Origin of the sequence: Streptomyces sp. 11x1 (genome assembly GCF_032598905.1) — a bacterium.
Lineage (GTDB): Bacteria > Actinomycetota > Actinomycetes > Streptomycetales > Streptomycetaceae > Streptomyces.
Genome location: NZ_CP122458.1, coordinates 4,387,002 through 4,401,646 on the forward strand (window position 1 = coordinate 4,387,002; position 14,645 = coordinate 4,401,646).

13 protein-coding genes are annotated in these 14,645 nt (G+C 70.0%); 9 read left to right on the forward strand and 4 right to left on the reverse strand.

Features of this window, described 5'->3' with window-relative positions; all coding sequences use genetic code 11:
• Positions 1 to 212: 212 nt before the first annotated feature.
• From P8T65_RS19100 to cseC, 6 genes are all read left to right on the forward strand, one after another.
• A complete protein-coding gene (locus P8T65_RS19100; RefSeq protein ID WP_316726497.1) occupies positions 213 to 1,295 on the forward strand; it encodes an LLM class flavin-dependent oxidoreductase in 1,083 nt (360 codons plus the stop codon).
• 375 nt (positions 1,296 to 1,670) lie between these two features.
• Positions 1,671 to 2,618 (forward strand): A/G-specific adenine glycosylase, encoded by a 948-nt coding sequence (locus P8T65_RS19105; protein WP_316726498.1) that lies wholly within the window; start codon positions 1,671 to 1,673, stop codon positions 2,616 to 2,618.
• 308 nt (positions 2,619 to 2,926) lie between these two features.
• A complete protein-coding gene (locus P8T65_RS19110; protein ID WP_184905047.1) occupies positions 2,927 to 3,478 on the forward strand; it encodes a SigE family RNA polymerase sigma factor in 552 nt (183 codons plus the stop codon).
• The gene (locus tag P8T65_RS19115; protein WP_316726499.1) at positions 3,466 to 4,146 is read left to right on the forward strand and encodes a hypothetical protein; all 681 of its coding nucleotides are present in this window, start codon (positions 3,466 to 3,468) and stop codon (positions 4,144 to 4,146) included. Before P8T65_RS19110 ends, P8T65_RS19115 begins: the two co-directional genes overlap by 13 nt.
• Before the next feature lie 106 nt (positions 4,147 to 4,252).
• The gene (cseB, locus tag P8T65_RS19120; RefSeq protein WP_316726500.1) at positions 4,253 to 4,960 is read left to right on the forward strand and encodes a two-component system response regulator CseB; all 708 of its coding nucleotides are present in this window, start codon (positions 4,253 to 4,255) and stop codon (positions 4,958 to 4,960) included.
• A complete protein-coding gene (gene cseC, locus P8T65_RS19125) occupies positions 4,849 to 6,438 on the forward strand; it encodes a two-component system sensor histidine kinase CseC (protein ID WP_399103158.1) in 1,590 nt (529 codons plus the stop codon). Before cseB ends, cseC begins: the two co-directional genes overlap by 112 nt.
• 253 nt (positions 6,439 to 6,691) lie before the next feature.
• On the opposite strand, the gene P8T65_RS19130 is transcribed toward cseC, so the two are convergent.
• Positions 6,692 to 8,308 carry an MDR family MFS transporter gene (locus P8T65_RS19130; protein WP_316726502.1) on the reverse strand — a complete coding sequence of 539 codons (1,617 nt, stop codon included), beginning with the start codon at positions 8,306 to 8,308 and terminating at the stop codon, positions 6,692 to 6,694.
• 166 nt (positions 8,309 to 8,474) lie between these two features.
• Between P8T65_RS19130 and P8T65_RS19135 the strand changes: the two genes are divergently transcribed.
• The gene (locus P8T65_RS19135; RefSeq protein WP_316726503.1) at positions 8,475 to 9,095 is read left to right on the forward strand and encodes a TetR/AcrR family transcriptional regulator; all 621 of its coding nucleotides are present in this window, start codon (positions 8,475 to 8,477) and stop codon (positions 9,093 to 9,095) included.
• A 73-nt stretch (positions 9,096 to 9,168) separates the two neighbouring features.
• A complete protein-coding gene (locus P8T65_RS19140) occupies positions 9,169 to 9,357 on the forward strand; it encodes a hypothetical protein (protein WP_316726504.1) in 189 nt (62 codons plus the stop codon).
• A gap of 28 nt (positions 9,358 to 9,385) precedes the next feature.
• Here P8T65_RS19140 and P8T65_RS19145 read toward each other — a convergent pair whose 3' ends face one another.
• Complete coding sequence (locus tag P8T65_RS19145) at positions 9,386 to 9,988, reverse strand: M23 family metallopeptidase (protein ID WP_316726505.1); 603 nt, start codon at positions 9,986 to 9,988, stop codon at positions 9,386 to 9,388.
• A 476-nt stretch (positions 9,989 to 10,464) separates the two neighbouring features.
• The gene (locus P8T65_RS19150) at positions 10,465 to 12,990 is read right to left on the reverse strand and encodes an ATP-dependent Clp protease ATP-binding subunit (protein WP_316726506.1); all 2,526 of its coding nucleotides are present in this window, start codon (positions 12,988 to 12,990) and stop codon (positions 10,465 to 10,467) included.
• A 430-nt stretch (positions 12,991 to 13,420) separates the two neighbouring features.
• On the opposite strand from P8T65_RS19150, the gene P8T65_RS19155 reads away from it, so the two are divergent.
• Entirely contained in the window at positions 13,421 to 14,077 is a 657-nt protein-coding gene (locus tag P8T65_RS19155; protein ID WP_316726507.1) for an SCO3374 family protein, read from the forward strand.
• Here the strand turns inward: P8T65_RS19155 and P8T65_RS19160 are convergent.
• Complete coding sequence (locus tag P8T65_RS19160; RefSeq protein WP_033524724.1) at positions 14,056 to 14,391, reverse strand: Lsr2 family protein; 336 nt, start codon at positions 14,389 to 14,391, stop codon at positions 14,056 to 14,058. The two genes, P8T65_RS19155 and P8T65_RS19160, sit on opposite strands and share 22 nt — an antisense overlap.
• Between the last annotated feature and the right edge of the window lie 254 nt (positions 14,392 to 14,645).

The following is a 14,645-nucleotide window of genomic DNA, read 5'->3' on the forward strand; positions in this document are numbered from 1 at the left end:
GCGCCCCATGATCGCGGTGCGTGATCGCAGAGCCCGTACGGGCACGTTCCGTGACCGGACCCACGCGACACGAACAACACCAACTCCGCAGTCCGCCAAGCCCGTTCAGGGAAACATCCGCTCCCGAGCCCGAGTCCACTCGCCGCCTCCCTCGGCCCACCTGCCACAATCGTCCCCACCACCGAAGCGCGCCGCAGGACTCGGAGATGACGATGACCGGACCCCAGACCGTGGAGAACGGCGCCGGCGCACCGGCGTCGAAGCCGTTGCGGAAGCTGGGGTTCCTGACCATCGGACTGTTCGACGAGGCCGACCCTCGCCGGGGCCACGAATCCACGCTGGAGATCATCGAACTGGGCGAGCGGCTCGGTTTCGACAGCGCGTGGCTGCGCCACCGTCATCTGCAGTACGGCATCTCCTCCCCCGTCGCGGTGATGGCCGCCGCCTCGCAGCGCACGAGCCGTATAGAACTGGGCACCGCCGTCATCCCTTTGGGCTGGGAGAACCCGCTGCGGCTCGCCGAGGACCTGGCCACGGTCGACCTCCTGTCCGGCGGCCGGGTCAACCCGGGGGTCAGCGTCGGACCGCCGATGCACTACGACACCGTCAAGCCGGCGCTCTACCCGGACACCGCCGACGCGGAGGACTTCAGCTTCGAACGGGTCCGTCGGCTCCTTGGCTTCGTACGCGGCGAGGCGGCCACGGACTTCAGCGGCACCGAGGGGTTCGAGGTCTTCTCCGACCGGGTCCAGCCGCACTCCCCCGGGCTGGGCGCCCGAATGTGGTACGGCGGCGGCAGCCTGCGGTCGGCGCGGTGGGCCGGCGAGAACGGGATGAACTTCCTGACCAGCAGCGTGGTGAAGGCGGAGCCGACGGAGCCGGGGGCGGCGGCCACCTCCGGGACAGTGGACTTCGCCGAGATCCAGCGCTCGCAGATCCGGGAGTTCCGGGCGCACCACCCCGACGGCGAGCGGGCCCGGGTCTCCCAGGGACTCGTCGTCATCCCGACCGACTCGGCGAGTGCGGAGCAGCGGGCCAAGTACGAGGCGTACGCGGCGAAGCGTTTGCCCCGGACCACGGCGCCGCAGGGGGCGGGGCGGGTTCTGTTCGCGCCGGACCTGGTGGGCACGTCCGCGGAGATCGCCGAGCGGTTGCGGGCGCACGCCGGGTTCCGCGAGGTCGACGAGGTGGCGTTCGCGCTGCCGTTCACGTTCGAGCACGAGGACGATGTGCAGATCCTGACGGACATCGCGACGAAGTTGGGGCCGGCGTTGGGGTGGGAGCGGGTGGGCTGACGTGCCGCCGAAGAGCTCGGGGGGTGCGGGTTCGGCGGCGGGTGCGGTTCCGGTGGGGCTTCTCGCGCAGTTCCCCGCGCCCCTGAAAAGCAGGGGCCGCGCCCCGTGCTTTTCATCCGGCAGCCCCGCCCCCTTCCAGGCCCGCAGAGCCGTGGTCCTCCCGGCCCGCAGCCCCGCCACCGTTCAAACCCGCAGGACCGTAGTCCTCCCGGCCCGCAGCCCCGCCACCGTTCAAACCCGCAGGGCCTGGTCTTTCAGGGGCGCGGGGAACTGCGTGAGAAGCCCCACCGGGCCCGCCACCCGGCCGACCCACCCCAGACACCCCCCACCAGAACCCGCCCCCACCACCCCCCGCATGGCAGGATCGACCGTGCCATGACTGCACCCACGAAACCCCAGAGCAGCCCTGCCGACGTAACCCCCACCCCCGCCCCCGTCTCCGCCCCCACACCCACCGCCCTGCACACCCCGGTGATCGCCTGGTTCGAGACGCACGCCCGTGACCTGCCCTGGCGGCGACCGGAGGCCGGCCCCTGGGGGGTGATGGTCAGCGAGTTCATGCTCCAGCAGACACCGGTCAACCGTGTACTGCCCGTCTACGAGCAGTGGTTGGCGCGCTGGCCCCGCCCGGCGGACCTCGCGAAGGAACCCCCGGGCGAGGCGGTGCGCGCCTGGGGCCGACTCGGCTACCCGCGCCGCGCGCTACGGCTGCACGGCGCCGCGGTGGCCATAACGGAACGGCACGGCGGAGACGTACCCCGTGATCACGCGCAATTGCTCGCGCTGCCGGGGATCGGCGAGTACACGGCCGCGGCGGTGGCCTCGTTCGCGTACGGACAGCGGCACGCCGTGCTCGACACGAACGTGCGGCGGGTCTTCGCCCGTGCGGTGAGCGGCACGCAGTACCCGCCGAACGCGACCACGGCCGCCGAGCGGAAGCTGGCCCGGACCCTGCTGCCCGAGGACGACGGGACGGCGTCCCGGTGGGCGGCCGCGTCGATGGAGCTGGGCGCGCTGGTGTGCACGGCGAAGAACGAGACGTGCGGGCGCTGCCCGATCGCCGGACAGTGCGCCTGGCGGCTGGCCGGGAAGCCCGCGCACGAGGGCCCGGCGCGGCGCGGACAGACGTACGCCGGTACCGACCGTCAGGTCCGCGGCAAGCTGCTCGCCGTCCTGCGGGACGCGATCGCGCCGGTGCCCCAGGCGGTTCTCGACCGGGTGTGGGACGAGCCGGTGCAGCGTGCCCGCGCCCTGGACGGGCTGGTCTCCGACGGACTGGTGGAACCCCTCCCCGGCGGCCTCTACCGCCTCCCCCTCACCTGACCCTCCGGTGTCGCCGACGGGGTAAACCGGCCCATCTCCACCCCAAGTCCCACCCCGCTTTACCCCGTTCCTACTTTCGTTACACAACCGACGGACAGCCGAGCGTTCTCCGCAGGCTGCCTCGGACGTCTCCGTGACAACCCCTCCGTAGCTTCATTGGCGTACCGCAGGAACCCGCGAAACGAACCGGCGGATCCGGCGGAACGAGCGACACGCACCGCGCGACACACCGCGCGGCACGAAGCGGCGGACAACCGGCACCACGCGACAGCGCGGACGTCGGAAACGGGGAACGGAGGCGGTTGATCATGGCGCACGGCGAGGTGCTCGAATTCGAGGAGTACGTCCGTACCCGGCAGGACGCGCTGCTGCGCAGTGCCCGCCGGCTCGTGCCGGACCCGGTGGACGCCCAGGATCTGCTGCAGACGGCGCTGGCGCGGACGTTCGGCCGCTGGGACGGCATCGCGGACAAGCGGCTGGCCGACGCCTATCTGCGCCGGGTCATGATCAACACGCGGACCGAGTGGTGGCGGGCCCGGAAGCTGGAGGAGGTCCCGACCGAGCAGCTGCCGGACGCCTGCGTCGAGGACTCCACCGAGCAGCACGCGGACCGCGCCCTCCTGATGGACATCATGAAGGTGCTGGCACCCAAGCAGCGCAGTGTCGTGGTGCTGCGACACTGGGAGCAGATGTCCACGGAGGAGACGGCCGCCGCCCTCGGCATGTCGGCCGGCACGGTCAAGAGCACGCTGCACCGTGCGCTGGCCCGGCTCCGCGAGGAGCTGGAGTCGCGGGACCACGAAGAGCGCGCCGCCCGTGCGCTCGAAGCGAGCGAGGAGCAGGAGCGTTGCGCGGCCTGAGCACAGCGGCCGGCCCCCGTCCGGGGGTCAGGCAGGGCACGAAGGCGGTGATCACGGCGGTGGCCGTGCTCGCCGCCCTTGCCCTTTCCGTGTCCGCCTGTGGCACGGGCGGCACCGGTGCCCGGGACGAGGGGCCGGCCGACAGCGACTCCCTCGCGGCGGGCGCGGCCACCCCGTCCGTCTCCGGTTCGGCGGAGGCCGAGGACGACCATCCGAGCGTCGACGAGGTCGTCCGGATGGTCCGCGCGGACCCGGAGGTCAGCAAGGCGGTCAAGAGCGATCTGCGGCCGTGTGTGGCCGACGAGTACCCGGTGGACGTGACGTACGGGGACCTGACCGGGGCCTCGTCCGACGACCTCGTGGTGAACGTGATGACCTGTGCGGACGCCGTCGGAGTGGCGTCGTACGTGTACCGCGCGGAGAAGAAGGGGACGTACCGGAGCGTCTTCCGGTCCGAACAGCCGCCCGTCTACGCGGAGATAGACCGGGGCGACCTCCTCGTCACCCGGCAGCTGTACGAGAATGGCGACCCGTCGTCGTACCCGTCCAGCGAGGACGTGGCCACCTATCGCTGGATCAAGGACGACTTCGTCCAGCGCTCCAGCACACGCACCGAGTACAGCAGCGCCGTGGGCGGCACGGAGTCGGCGACACCCGAGCCGAGCTGAGCCCCTCTGGTCACAGCGATCCCGACCGACCGACCGAACACGACGGTCGGGACCGTCCCGAAAACCGTTGCGACCCACTTCGACCGAGAGCGAGCGAGATCACCGGATGGCAGAGCAGACCCACGTCCTGTTCGTCGAGGACGACGACGTCATCCGCGAGGCCACCCAGCTCGCCCTGGAGCGGGACGGCTTCGCGGTCACGGCCATGCCCGACGGGTTGTCGGGGCTGGAGGCGTTCCGCGCCAACCGGCCCGACATCGCCCTCCTCGACGTCATGGTCCCGGGTCTGGACGGGGTCTCCCTGTGCCGCCGCATCCGTGACGAGTCGACCGTCCCGGTGATCATGCTCTCCGCGCGCGCCGACTCCATCGACGTGGTGCTGGGGCTGGAGGCGGGCGCCGACGACTACGTGACCAAGCCGTTCGACGGCGCGGTCCTGGTCGCCCGGATCCGCGCGGTGCTGCGCCGCTTCGGCCACGCGAGCGGCGGCGACGCCAAGGCGGAGGAGGCCGGGGCGGCGGGCACCGGCGGGGTGCTCACCTTCGGTGAACTGGAGGTCGACACCGAGGGCATGGAGGTACGGAGGTCGGGGGAGCCGGTGGCGCTGACGCCGACCGAGATGCGGCTGCTGCTGGAGTTCTCGTCCGCCCCCGGCACGGTGCTCTCCCGCGACAAGCTGCTCGAACGCGTGTGGGACTACGGCTGGGGCGGCGACACCCGGGTCGTCGACGTCCATGTCCAGCGGCTGCGCGCGAAGATCGGCCAGGACCGGATCGACACGGTCCGCGGCTTCGGCTACAAGCTCAAGGCCTGAGCGGGGACGGGACCGAGATGGAGTCGAGGGGCATACGGGGAGGACGGGCCCCGGAGGCGACACGCGTCGTCGGCCGCCCGTCCGCTGCGGGGTCCGCGTCGGGTACGCGACCCGTGGCAGGCGCGGGTCCGACCGTCGGCACCGGGCTCGCTTCGGGCATCCGGACGGGGCTGCGCTGGCAGTTGAGCGCGGCGATCGCCCTGGTGGGCGCGCTGGTGGCCGTCGCGCTGAGCCTGGTCGTGCACAACGCGGCACGGGTCTCGATGCTCGACAACTCGCGCGACCTCGCCGACGAGCGCATCCAGGTCGCCCAGCGCATGTACGAGTCGGGCCGCCCGCTGAAGTCGGGCGCCTTCGGCGTGAAGATCGACGACCCCGAGATCCCGGGGGACCTGCTGGCCAAGGTCAGGGAGGGCCGCAGGGCCACGTACGTGTCCGAGGGCGAGAACGGGGTGCCCGACATCTGGGCGGCGGTCCCACTGAAGGACAAGCGCGTCCTGTCGCTCCACACCGACTTCACCGACCACAGCTCGGCGGTGATGCGGGACCTCGACCAGGCCCTGCTGATCGGCTCGATCGCGGTCGTCTTCGGCGGCTCGGCCCTCGGGGTCCTGATCGGCGGCCAGATGTCCCGCCGGCTGCGCAAGGCGGCGGCCGCCGCGCACCAGGTGGCCAAGGGCGAGTCGGACGTACGGGTGCAGGACGCGATCGGCGGTGTCGTCCGCGACGAGACCGCCGAGCTGGCGCGGGCCGTGGACGCCATGGCCGACACCCTGCGGCAGCGCATCGAGGCGGAGCGCCGGGTGACGGCGGACATCGCGCACGAGCTGCGTACGCCGGTGACCGGGCTGCTGACGGCAGCGGAGCTGCTGCCGCCGGGCCGCCCCTCCGAGCTGGTCCGCGACCGGGCCCAGGCGATGCGCACGCTCGTCGAGGACGTGCTGGAGGTCGCCCGCCTCGACGGGGCCTCCGAGCGGGCCGAGTTGCAGGACATCATGCTGGGTGAGTTCGTGGCCCGGCGGGTGGCGGCGAAGAACGCGGACGTGCGGGTGCGCATCGTGCACGAGTCGGAGGTGACGACCGACCCCCGCCGTCTCGAACGGGTCCTGCTGAACCTGCTGGCCAACGCGGCGAAGCACGGCCGACCGCCGATCGAGGTGTCCGTCGAGGGCCGCGTCATCCGGGTCCGCGACCATGGCCCCGGGTTCCCCGAGGAGCTTCTCGCGGACGGACCCCGCCGTTTCCGTACCGGGGCCTCCGACCGGGCCGGCCAGGGCCACGGGCTCGGCCTGACGATCGCCGCGGGTCAGGCGCGTGTCCTCGGCGCGCGCCTCACCTTCCGCAACGTCCGCCCGCCGGGTTCCCCGGACACGGTCCCGGCCGAGGGCGCGGTCGCGGTCCTGTGGCTCCCGGAACACGCCCCGACGAACACGGGGAGCTACCCGATGCTGCCGATGTCGAACGACGGGGCGGGGTGACCGGGGCGGGGTGACCGGGGCCGGTTGTCCGGGTGCGGGCCGGTGGGGCTTCTCGCGCAGTTCCCCGCGCCCCTAAGAGATCAGGCCCTGCGGGCCTGAAAGACCACGGCCCCTGCGGGCCTGAAGAGCACGGGGCGCAGCCCCTGCTTTTCAGGGGCGCGGGGAACTGCGCGAGAAGCCCCACGCACCCGCACCCGCCGACGAACAGAACCCCCCGAGCTCAACCGCGAACTCAGGGGGCCCACCCACACCATCAGACGGCGGCAGCCGCCTCCTTCGCCCCAGCGTCGCCGGCCACCCCGCCCTCGCCGGAGGCACCCGCAGACCCCCCGGCCCCCCGCAACGGCACCTCCTTCACGAACACCGCCGCCACCAACGCCACCACCGAGACGACCGCCCCCAGCAGGAACGCCGAGTGCGTCCCGGCGGACACCGCGTACTGGTACGCCTCCCGCGCGGCCTCCGGCAGCTTCGCCAGACTCGCCGCGTCCAGCTGCGCCGACTGCTCAGTCACCCTGGACCCCAGCGCCCCGGCCCGCTCGGCCATCACGTCCTGCACCCGGCTGTTGAACAGCGCACCCATGATCGCGACCCCGAAGGACGACCCGAGGGTCCGGGACAGCGTGGTCGTGGACGACGCCACCCCCATGTCCTTCATCTCGACGCTGTTCTGCGCGACCAGCATCGTGATCTGCATCAGGCATCCCATACCGGCACCCAGCACGGCCATGTACAGCCCGGACGTCACCCGGCTCGTCCCGGTGTCCATCTGCGCCAGCAGGAACAGCCCCACGATCATCAGGACGCTCCCGACCACGGGGAAGACCTTGTAGCGGCCGCTGTTCGTGGTCACCCGCCCGGCCACCATCGACACCGCGAGCATCGCCCCCAGCATCGGCAGCAGCAACAGCCCGGAGTTCGTCGCGGACGCGCCTTGCACCGACTGCTGGTACAGCGGCAGGAACAGCACTGCGCCGAACATCACGAACCCGGTGAAGAACCCGATCAGGGACATCAGCGTGAAGTTCCGGCTGCGGAAGATGTGCAGCGGGATCACCGGCTCGGCCGCCCGCTTCTGCACGAACACGAACCCGACCAGCGAGGTCACCCCGAGCGCGATCAGCTCCATGATGACGGCCGAGCCCCAGGCGTACTCGGTGCCGCCCCACGTGGTGACCAGCACGATCGCCGTGATGCCGACGGTCAGCAGGCCCGCGCCCAGATAGTCGATGTTCCGCGCCGACCGCCCCTCGCGCGACGGCTTCGGCAGATGCAGCACGGCGCTGACGGCGATGAGCGCCACGACGCCGAGCGGCAGGTTGATGTAGAAGGACCAGCGCCAGCCCCAGTGGTCCGTGATGGACCCGCCCACCAGCGGCCCGGCGATCATGGCGAGGGCCATCACCCCGGCCATCATGCCCTGGTACTTTCCGCGCTCCCGGGGCGGTATCAGGTCGCCGATGATCGCCATGACGCCGACCATCAGTCCGCCGGCGCCGAGTCCCTGCACCGCGCGGAACCCGATGAGTTGCCCCATGTCCTGGGCCATACCGCTCAGCGCCGACCCGATCAGGAAGATCACGATCGAGGTCATGAAGACCCGCTTGCGGCCGTAGAGGTCGCCGAGCTTGCCCCAGATGGGCGTGGAGGCGGCGGTCGCGAGCGTGTAGGCGGTGACGACCCACGAGAGGTGTTCGAGCCCGCCCAGCTCGCCCACGATCGTCGGCATCGCGGTGCCGATGATCATGTTGTCGAGCATCGCGAGCAGCATGGCGATCATGAGCGCGAGCAGCACCACCCGCACACTGCGCGACTGCGGTCCGTCCGCCTCGGCCCCACCGCTCACTTCGTTCTTCTTCTCCGCATCCATCGCGGTCCTCCACTCCCCCCGGAGCTCCCGTGCACTTACTTGCCGACCGGCTAGTTGTCTACACTTAGGGAAGCTAGGCCCCTAACTAGCCGGGCGTCAAGTAAGTTCGACGCGCTTGGCCGAGGCTTGACCGGCCCGGGCCGTCCGAGCGGCGAGGAGTACGAGGATGAGCGGCACGACACGGGACGCGACGGGCCCGACGATCCCGACACCTAAGCGGCAGCGTCGCGGCGACACCCGCCAGCGCATCCAGGACGTCGCCCTCGAACTCTTCGCCGAGCAGGGCTACGAGAAGACCTCGCTGCGAGAGATCGCCGAACGCCTCGATGTGACGAAGGCGGCGCTGTACTACCACTTCAAGACCAAGGAGGACATCCTCATCGGTCTCTTCCGGGACCTGCAGCGCCCGATCGACGAACTGATCGAATGGGCGGGCACCCAGCCGCGCACCCTCGACACCAAGCGGGAGATCCTGCGCCGCTACAGCCTGGCCCTGGCCGACGTCGCCCCCCTCTTCCGCTTCATGCAGGAGAACCAGGCGACGGTCCGCGAACTGAGCGTCGGCGAGACGTTCAAGGACCGCATGATCCGGCTGATCGACACCATCAAGGAACCGGACGCCGCCCTGACCGACCAGGTCCGCTGCACGAGCGCCCTGTTCACCATGCACGCCGGCATGTTCGTCCTCAGGGACCTCGAAGGCGACCCCGAGGAGAAGCGCAAGGCCGTCCTGGAGGTCGCGATCGACCTGGTGACCCAGGCACACGCCGGCACCCCACACTCGTGAGGGCCCTCGTATCGGGGTAATACCCCCAGAGCCCTCGGGGACCTCCCGACCGCATCGGCATGAGGAGGCCCGAGTGAAAGCCGACGACTACGCCCGGATGACCGACGAGGAGCGCGCCGCCCGCGACCGCAGAAGCCACCGCATCGCACTCGCCACCTCCGCGGCGGGCGTGATCCTGATGTTCGTTCTCATCGCCTTCTTCAACGACTACTACGCCGACACCCCGATGTGCGGCACGGGCCAGGACTACGGCCCGTGCTGACCGGCCCGGACCCTCAGGCCCGGGCGGATCAGACGCTGACGCCCTTGGTCCGCAGGAAGGCGACCGGGTCGATGGCCGAGCCGTAGTTCGCGGTCGTACGGATCTCGAAGTGCAGGTGCGGCCCGCTGGAGTTACCGGTGTTGCCGGAGAGGGCTATGCGCTGCCCGGTCTTGACGACCTGGCCGACCTTCACGTTCACCTTGGACAGGTGGGCGTACTGCGAGAACGTGCCGTTGCCGTGCTTGATGACGACGGCGTTGCCGTACGCCGGGCCGTCACCAGCGCCGTTGCCGCCGGCCTTCACGACGGTTCCGCCGTGCGCGGCGGCGACGGCCGTACCGCTCTTGACGGCGAAGTCCTGGCCGCCGTGCTTCGCGGACCACATGTTGCCGGCCTGGGCGAACCGCGCGCTCAGCTTGTACCCCTTGACGGGGCTGACCCAGGAGGCGGCCTTCTTGGCGGCGGCGGTCTGGACGGTGGCGGTGCCGGCGCTCGTGGCCTGAGCACCACCGGCGGCGGCCGCGACCCCGGCCCCCAGCACGCCCGAGACACCTACACCCACGGCCGCCACGGCGGCACGGACACGGAGCTGGGACATACGGGAACGGGGAGTGCGAACACGCTGCGACATGGAGTACCTCACGGGAGACGGAGACAGGGAACGTGCCTCGACGGACACGAATCCCACCCGGCACACATCTGCGGCCGCCGAATGGGACACCCCTTGGTACCCCGACGCCCCGAACCCCCCCAAACGTGTGACCTACGACCGAACATCGTAGGTCGCCATATACCTCCCCTCTCGTTGACATCCACCCTCAAACCGTCCCCTACCTGCACGGCAGCAATCAAATCCCCGACCACCACACCCAAATGTCCGTTTTGCCCATCACTCCTTCGCCACTATTCCACCTAGTACCGGACAAATGACCTGTGCGGCACATCACCGGTACCGACCCGAAAGACCTCAGGAATGTGACGCCGCCTACGAGGTCCACATCACTCACGGGCGATGGATTCCGGATGGATTCCGGCAGCGAAAAAGGGGCTGCCCCGGGACCGAAGTCCCGGGGCAGCCCCTTTGTTCGCTCAGGCCGAGCGCGGCGGTTACGCGTCCTTGCTCAGGTTCGGCCCCGCACCGCCGGCCGCCTGCTCGATCGGCGGGACGTCCGGCAGCGCCGACTTCTCCTCACCCCGGAAGGTGAAGGTCTGCGTCTCCCCCTCGCCCTCGGTGTCCACGACCACGATGTGGCCGGGGCGCAGCTCGCCGAAGAGGATCTTCTCGGAGAGGGTGTCCTCGATCTCGCGCTGAATGGTCCGGCGCAGCGGCCGGGCGCCCAGCACGGGGTCGTACCCCTTCTTGGACAGCAGTTCCTTGGCGGACTGGGAGAGCTCGATGCCCATGTCCCGGTCCTTCAGGCGCTCGTCGACCTTGCCGATCATCAGGTCGACGATCGCGAGGATGTCCTCCTGCGTCAGCTGCGGGAAGACGACGACGTCGTCGACACGGTTGAGGAACTCGGGCCGGAAGTGCTGCTTGAGCTCGTCCGAGACCTTGTTCTTCATGCGCTCGTAGTTGGTCTTCTTGTCGCCCGAGGCCGCGAAGCCCAGGTTGAAGCCCTTGGAGATGTCCCGGGTGCCGAGGTTGGTCGTCATGATGATGACCGTGTTCTTGAAGTCCACGACCCGGCCCTGGGAGTCGGTCAGGCGACCGTCCTCCAGGATCTGCAGCAGCGAGTTGAAGATGTCCGGGTGGGCCTTCTCGACCTCGTCGAAGAGGACGACGGAGAACGGCTTGCGGCGGACCTTCTCGGTCAGCTGGCCGCCCTCCTCGTAGCCCACGTATCCGGGCGGGGAACCGAAGAGCCGCGACACCGTGTGCTTCTCGCTGAACTCCGACATGTCGAGGGAGATCAGCGCGTCCTCGTCGCCGAAGAGGAACTCGGCGAGCGCCTTGGACAGCTCGGTCTTACCGACACCGGACGGGCCGGCGAAGATGAACGAACCACCGGGACGCTTGGGGTCCTTCAGACCGGCACGCGTACGGCGGATCGCCTTCGACAGCGCCTTGACGGCGTCGACCTGGCCGATGACCCGCTTGTGGAGCTCGTCCTCCATGCGCAGCAGACGCGAGGACTCCTCCTCGGTCAGCTTGAAGACCGGGATGCCGGTGGCGGTCGCGAGGACCTCGGCGATCAGCTCGCCGTCGACCTCGGCGACGACGTCCATGTCGCCGGCCTTCCACTCCTTCTCCCGCTTGGCCTTGGCGGCCAGGAGCTGCTTCTCCTTGTCGCGGAGGGAGGCGGCCTTCTCGAAGTCCTGCGAGTCGATCGCGGACTCCTTGTCCCGGCGGACACCGGCGATCTTCTCGTCGAACTCGCGGAGGTCCGGCGGCGCGGTCATCCGGCGGATGCGCATCCGGGAACCGGCCTCGTCGATCAGGTCGATCGCCTTGTCCGGCAGGAAGCGGTCCGAGATGTACCGGTCGGCGAGCGTCGCCGCCTGCACCAGGGCCTCGTCCGTGATCGAGACACGGTGGTGGGCCTCGTACCGGTCACGCAGACCCTTGAGGATCTCGATGGTGTGCGGGAGCGAGGGCTCGGCGACCTGGATGGGCTGGAAGCGGCGCTCCAGGGCCGCGTCCTTCTCCAGGTGCTTGCGGTACTCGTCCAGGGTGGTGGCACCGATGGTCTGCAGCTCACCGCGGGCCAGCATCGGCTTCAGGATCGAAGCGGCGTCGATGGCGCCCTCGGCGGCACCCGCACCGACCAGCGTGTGCAGCTCGTCGATGAACAGGATGATGTCGCCGCGGGTGCGGATCTCCTTGAGCACCTTCTTCAGGCGCTCCTCGAAGTCACCGCGGTAGCGGGAGCCGGCGACCAGCGCGCCGAGGTCGAGGGTGTAGAGGTGCTTGTCCTTGAGGGTCTCGGGCACCTCGCCCTTGACGATGGCCTGGGCGAGGCCCTCGACGACGGCGGTCTTGCCGACGCCGGGCTCACCGATCAGGACCGGGTTGTTCTTGGTACGGCGGGACAGCACCTGCATGACCCGCTCGATCTCCTTCTCGCGCCCGATGACCGGGTCGAGCTTGGACTCACGAGCGGCCTGGGTGAGGTTCCGGCCGAACTGGTCGAGGACCAGGGACGTCGAGGGGGTGCCCTCGGCGGGGCCGCCGGCGGTGGCGGTCTCCTTGCCCTGGTAACCGGAGAGCAGCTGGATGACCTGCTGCCGCACCCGGTTGAGATCTGCGCCCAGCTTGACCAGGACCTGGGCGGCGACGCCCTCGCCCTCACGGATCAGGCCGAGCAGGATGTGCTCCGTGCCGATGTAGTTGTGGCCCAGCTGAAGGGCCTCGCGGAGCGACAGCTCCAGGACCTTCTTGGCACGGGGGGTGAAGGGGATGTGGCCGGACGGAGCCTGCTGCCCCTGCCCGATGATCTCCTCCACCTGCTGGCGGACCGCCTCGAGCGAAATCCCGAGGCTCTCCAGGGCCTTAGCGGCGACACCCTCACCCTCGTGGATCAGGCCCAGGAGGATGTGCTCGGTGCCGATGTAGTTGTGGTTGAGCATCCGGGCTTCTTCCTGAGCCAGGACGACAACCCGCCGCGCGCGGTCGGTGAACCTCTCGAACATCGTTAATCGCTCCTCAGAGCGGTCAGGCAGTGAGGGGACGCTCCCCTCGCTGTCCTTCCGCAGCTTAGTCCCGCAAGCGGGGACCGCTCATTCCAACTGCCGACACCGTCCTTGGCCTCCTGACCCCGAACGCCGACATCTGCTCCAACCCGATGGTGCGAGACGATGTTCCCGCAGGCCAGGCAGTTACCCCCACCATCAGTACGCCGATGGCGAACGTGAGACGGCCTTTCCTGCGTGTCGCCCCCTCCCACTAGGGATGTCTTACCCGTAGGGACTGACACTCCATGCCGGATGCACCGGTTCCCTCCGCTAAGGGCGAACATCCTTGCGCCACCGCACACTGTGGAACGCCCCCTTTCCCGGCACTCCTCGCAACCGCGCCGAAACTCAGCGTAACTCTGGGCCCCTTCGCCCGGTTGCTCCTGACATGGCCATCGTCCCCCTTCCCCGCCGACCGCTCGACCCGAGCGCCTCCTCGGCCGTCGCCCCGCGCGATGTCCCGGGTGCGGACCCGTGCGACGCGGTGCGGTGGTGGTACGAGAACGATCTCGGCTGGGCGACCGTGCCCGGGACGCCCGTACACCTCATTACGGGCCTGCGCTTCGATGTACTCGACGTACCGGTGGAAGCGGGGGTCGCGGCGCTTCGGCATCTGGGGCCGATGCCCGGCCCGGGTTCCCCGGTGGCGCTGCGCGGCGGGCGGATGCTGCTGCTGGTCGCGGCGGGGAGCGCGGAGGAGGTGCCGGGATTGTTGCGGTGGCTGGACTGGGGCGGCCTCGACCTGGACCTCACTGCCGTCGGAACGGGCGGTCGCATGGTGGCGCCGGAGCCCCCGGGCGGAACCGGTGGGCGTGGGGGCGTGCGCGGGGAGGCCGGTTCACAGGGGGCCGCCGAGTGGGTGCGGCCCCCCGAGCCGGGGTGCGAGGTCGAACCCTCGCTGCCGAGCATGTCGGCGTTGGGGGGCGATGGGGGCGCCCCCGACCTCGTGCGAGTGGTGGACACGGTGGCGACGCACTGCCACCGCGTCCGGCTGCGGCGCGCGAGCACCGGGCCGACGGAATCTCAGCCGTTGGCCTTCTCGTAGGCCTCGCGGATGGAGGCGGGGACGCGACCGCGGTCGTTGACCTCGTAACCGTTCTCCTTCGCCCAGGCGCGGATGGCCGCGGTGTCCTGGCTGCCGCCGGAAGCGGCACGGGCCTTGCCACGCCCACCCGCAGCGCGGCCACCGGTACGTCGGCCACCCTTGACGTAGGGGTCGAGAAGGCCGCGAAGCTTGTCCGCGTTGGCGGTCGTGAGGTCGATCTCGTACGTCTTGCCGTCCAGCGCGAACGTCACGGTCTCGTCCGCCTCGCCGCCGTCGAGGTCGTCGACAAGAAGGACCTGAACCTTCTGTGCCACCGGATTTCCTTTCATCGAAAACTTCAGGGCCGAGGGCTGCGGCGAGCGCCGCTCTTTCACGTCCCCTGTTATATGCAGTACTGCAGTACGTCGGAAAGCAAACCGCTTTTCCAGGAAAAACACAAACCCCTGGGAGAGACCGAGGAGAGGCCGGGGAGAGAGTCCGGAGAGGACGAGGAGCCCGGGGAAGACCGGAAACATGCGCGTTTCGGACATAGGCCCCGTGGGCAAGGCGACCCTCGGTGGAACGTTCC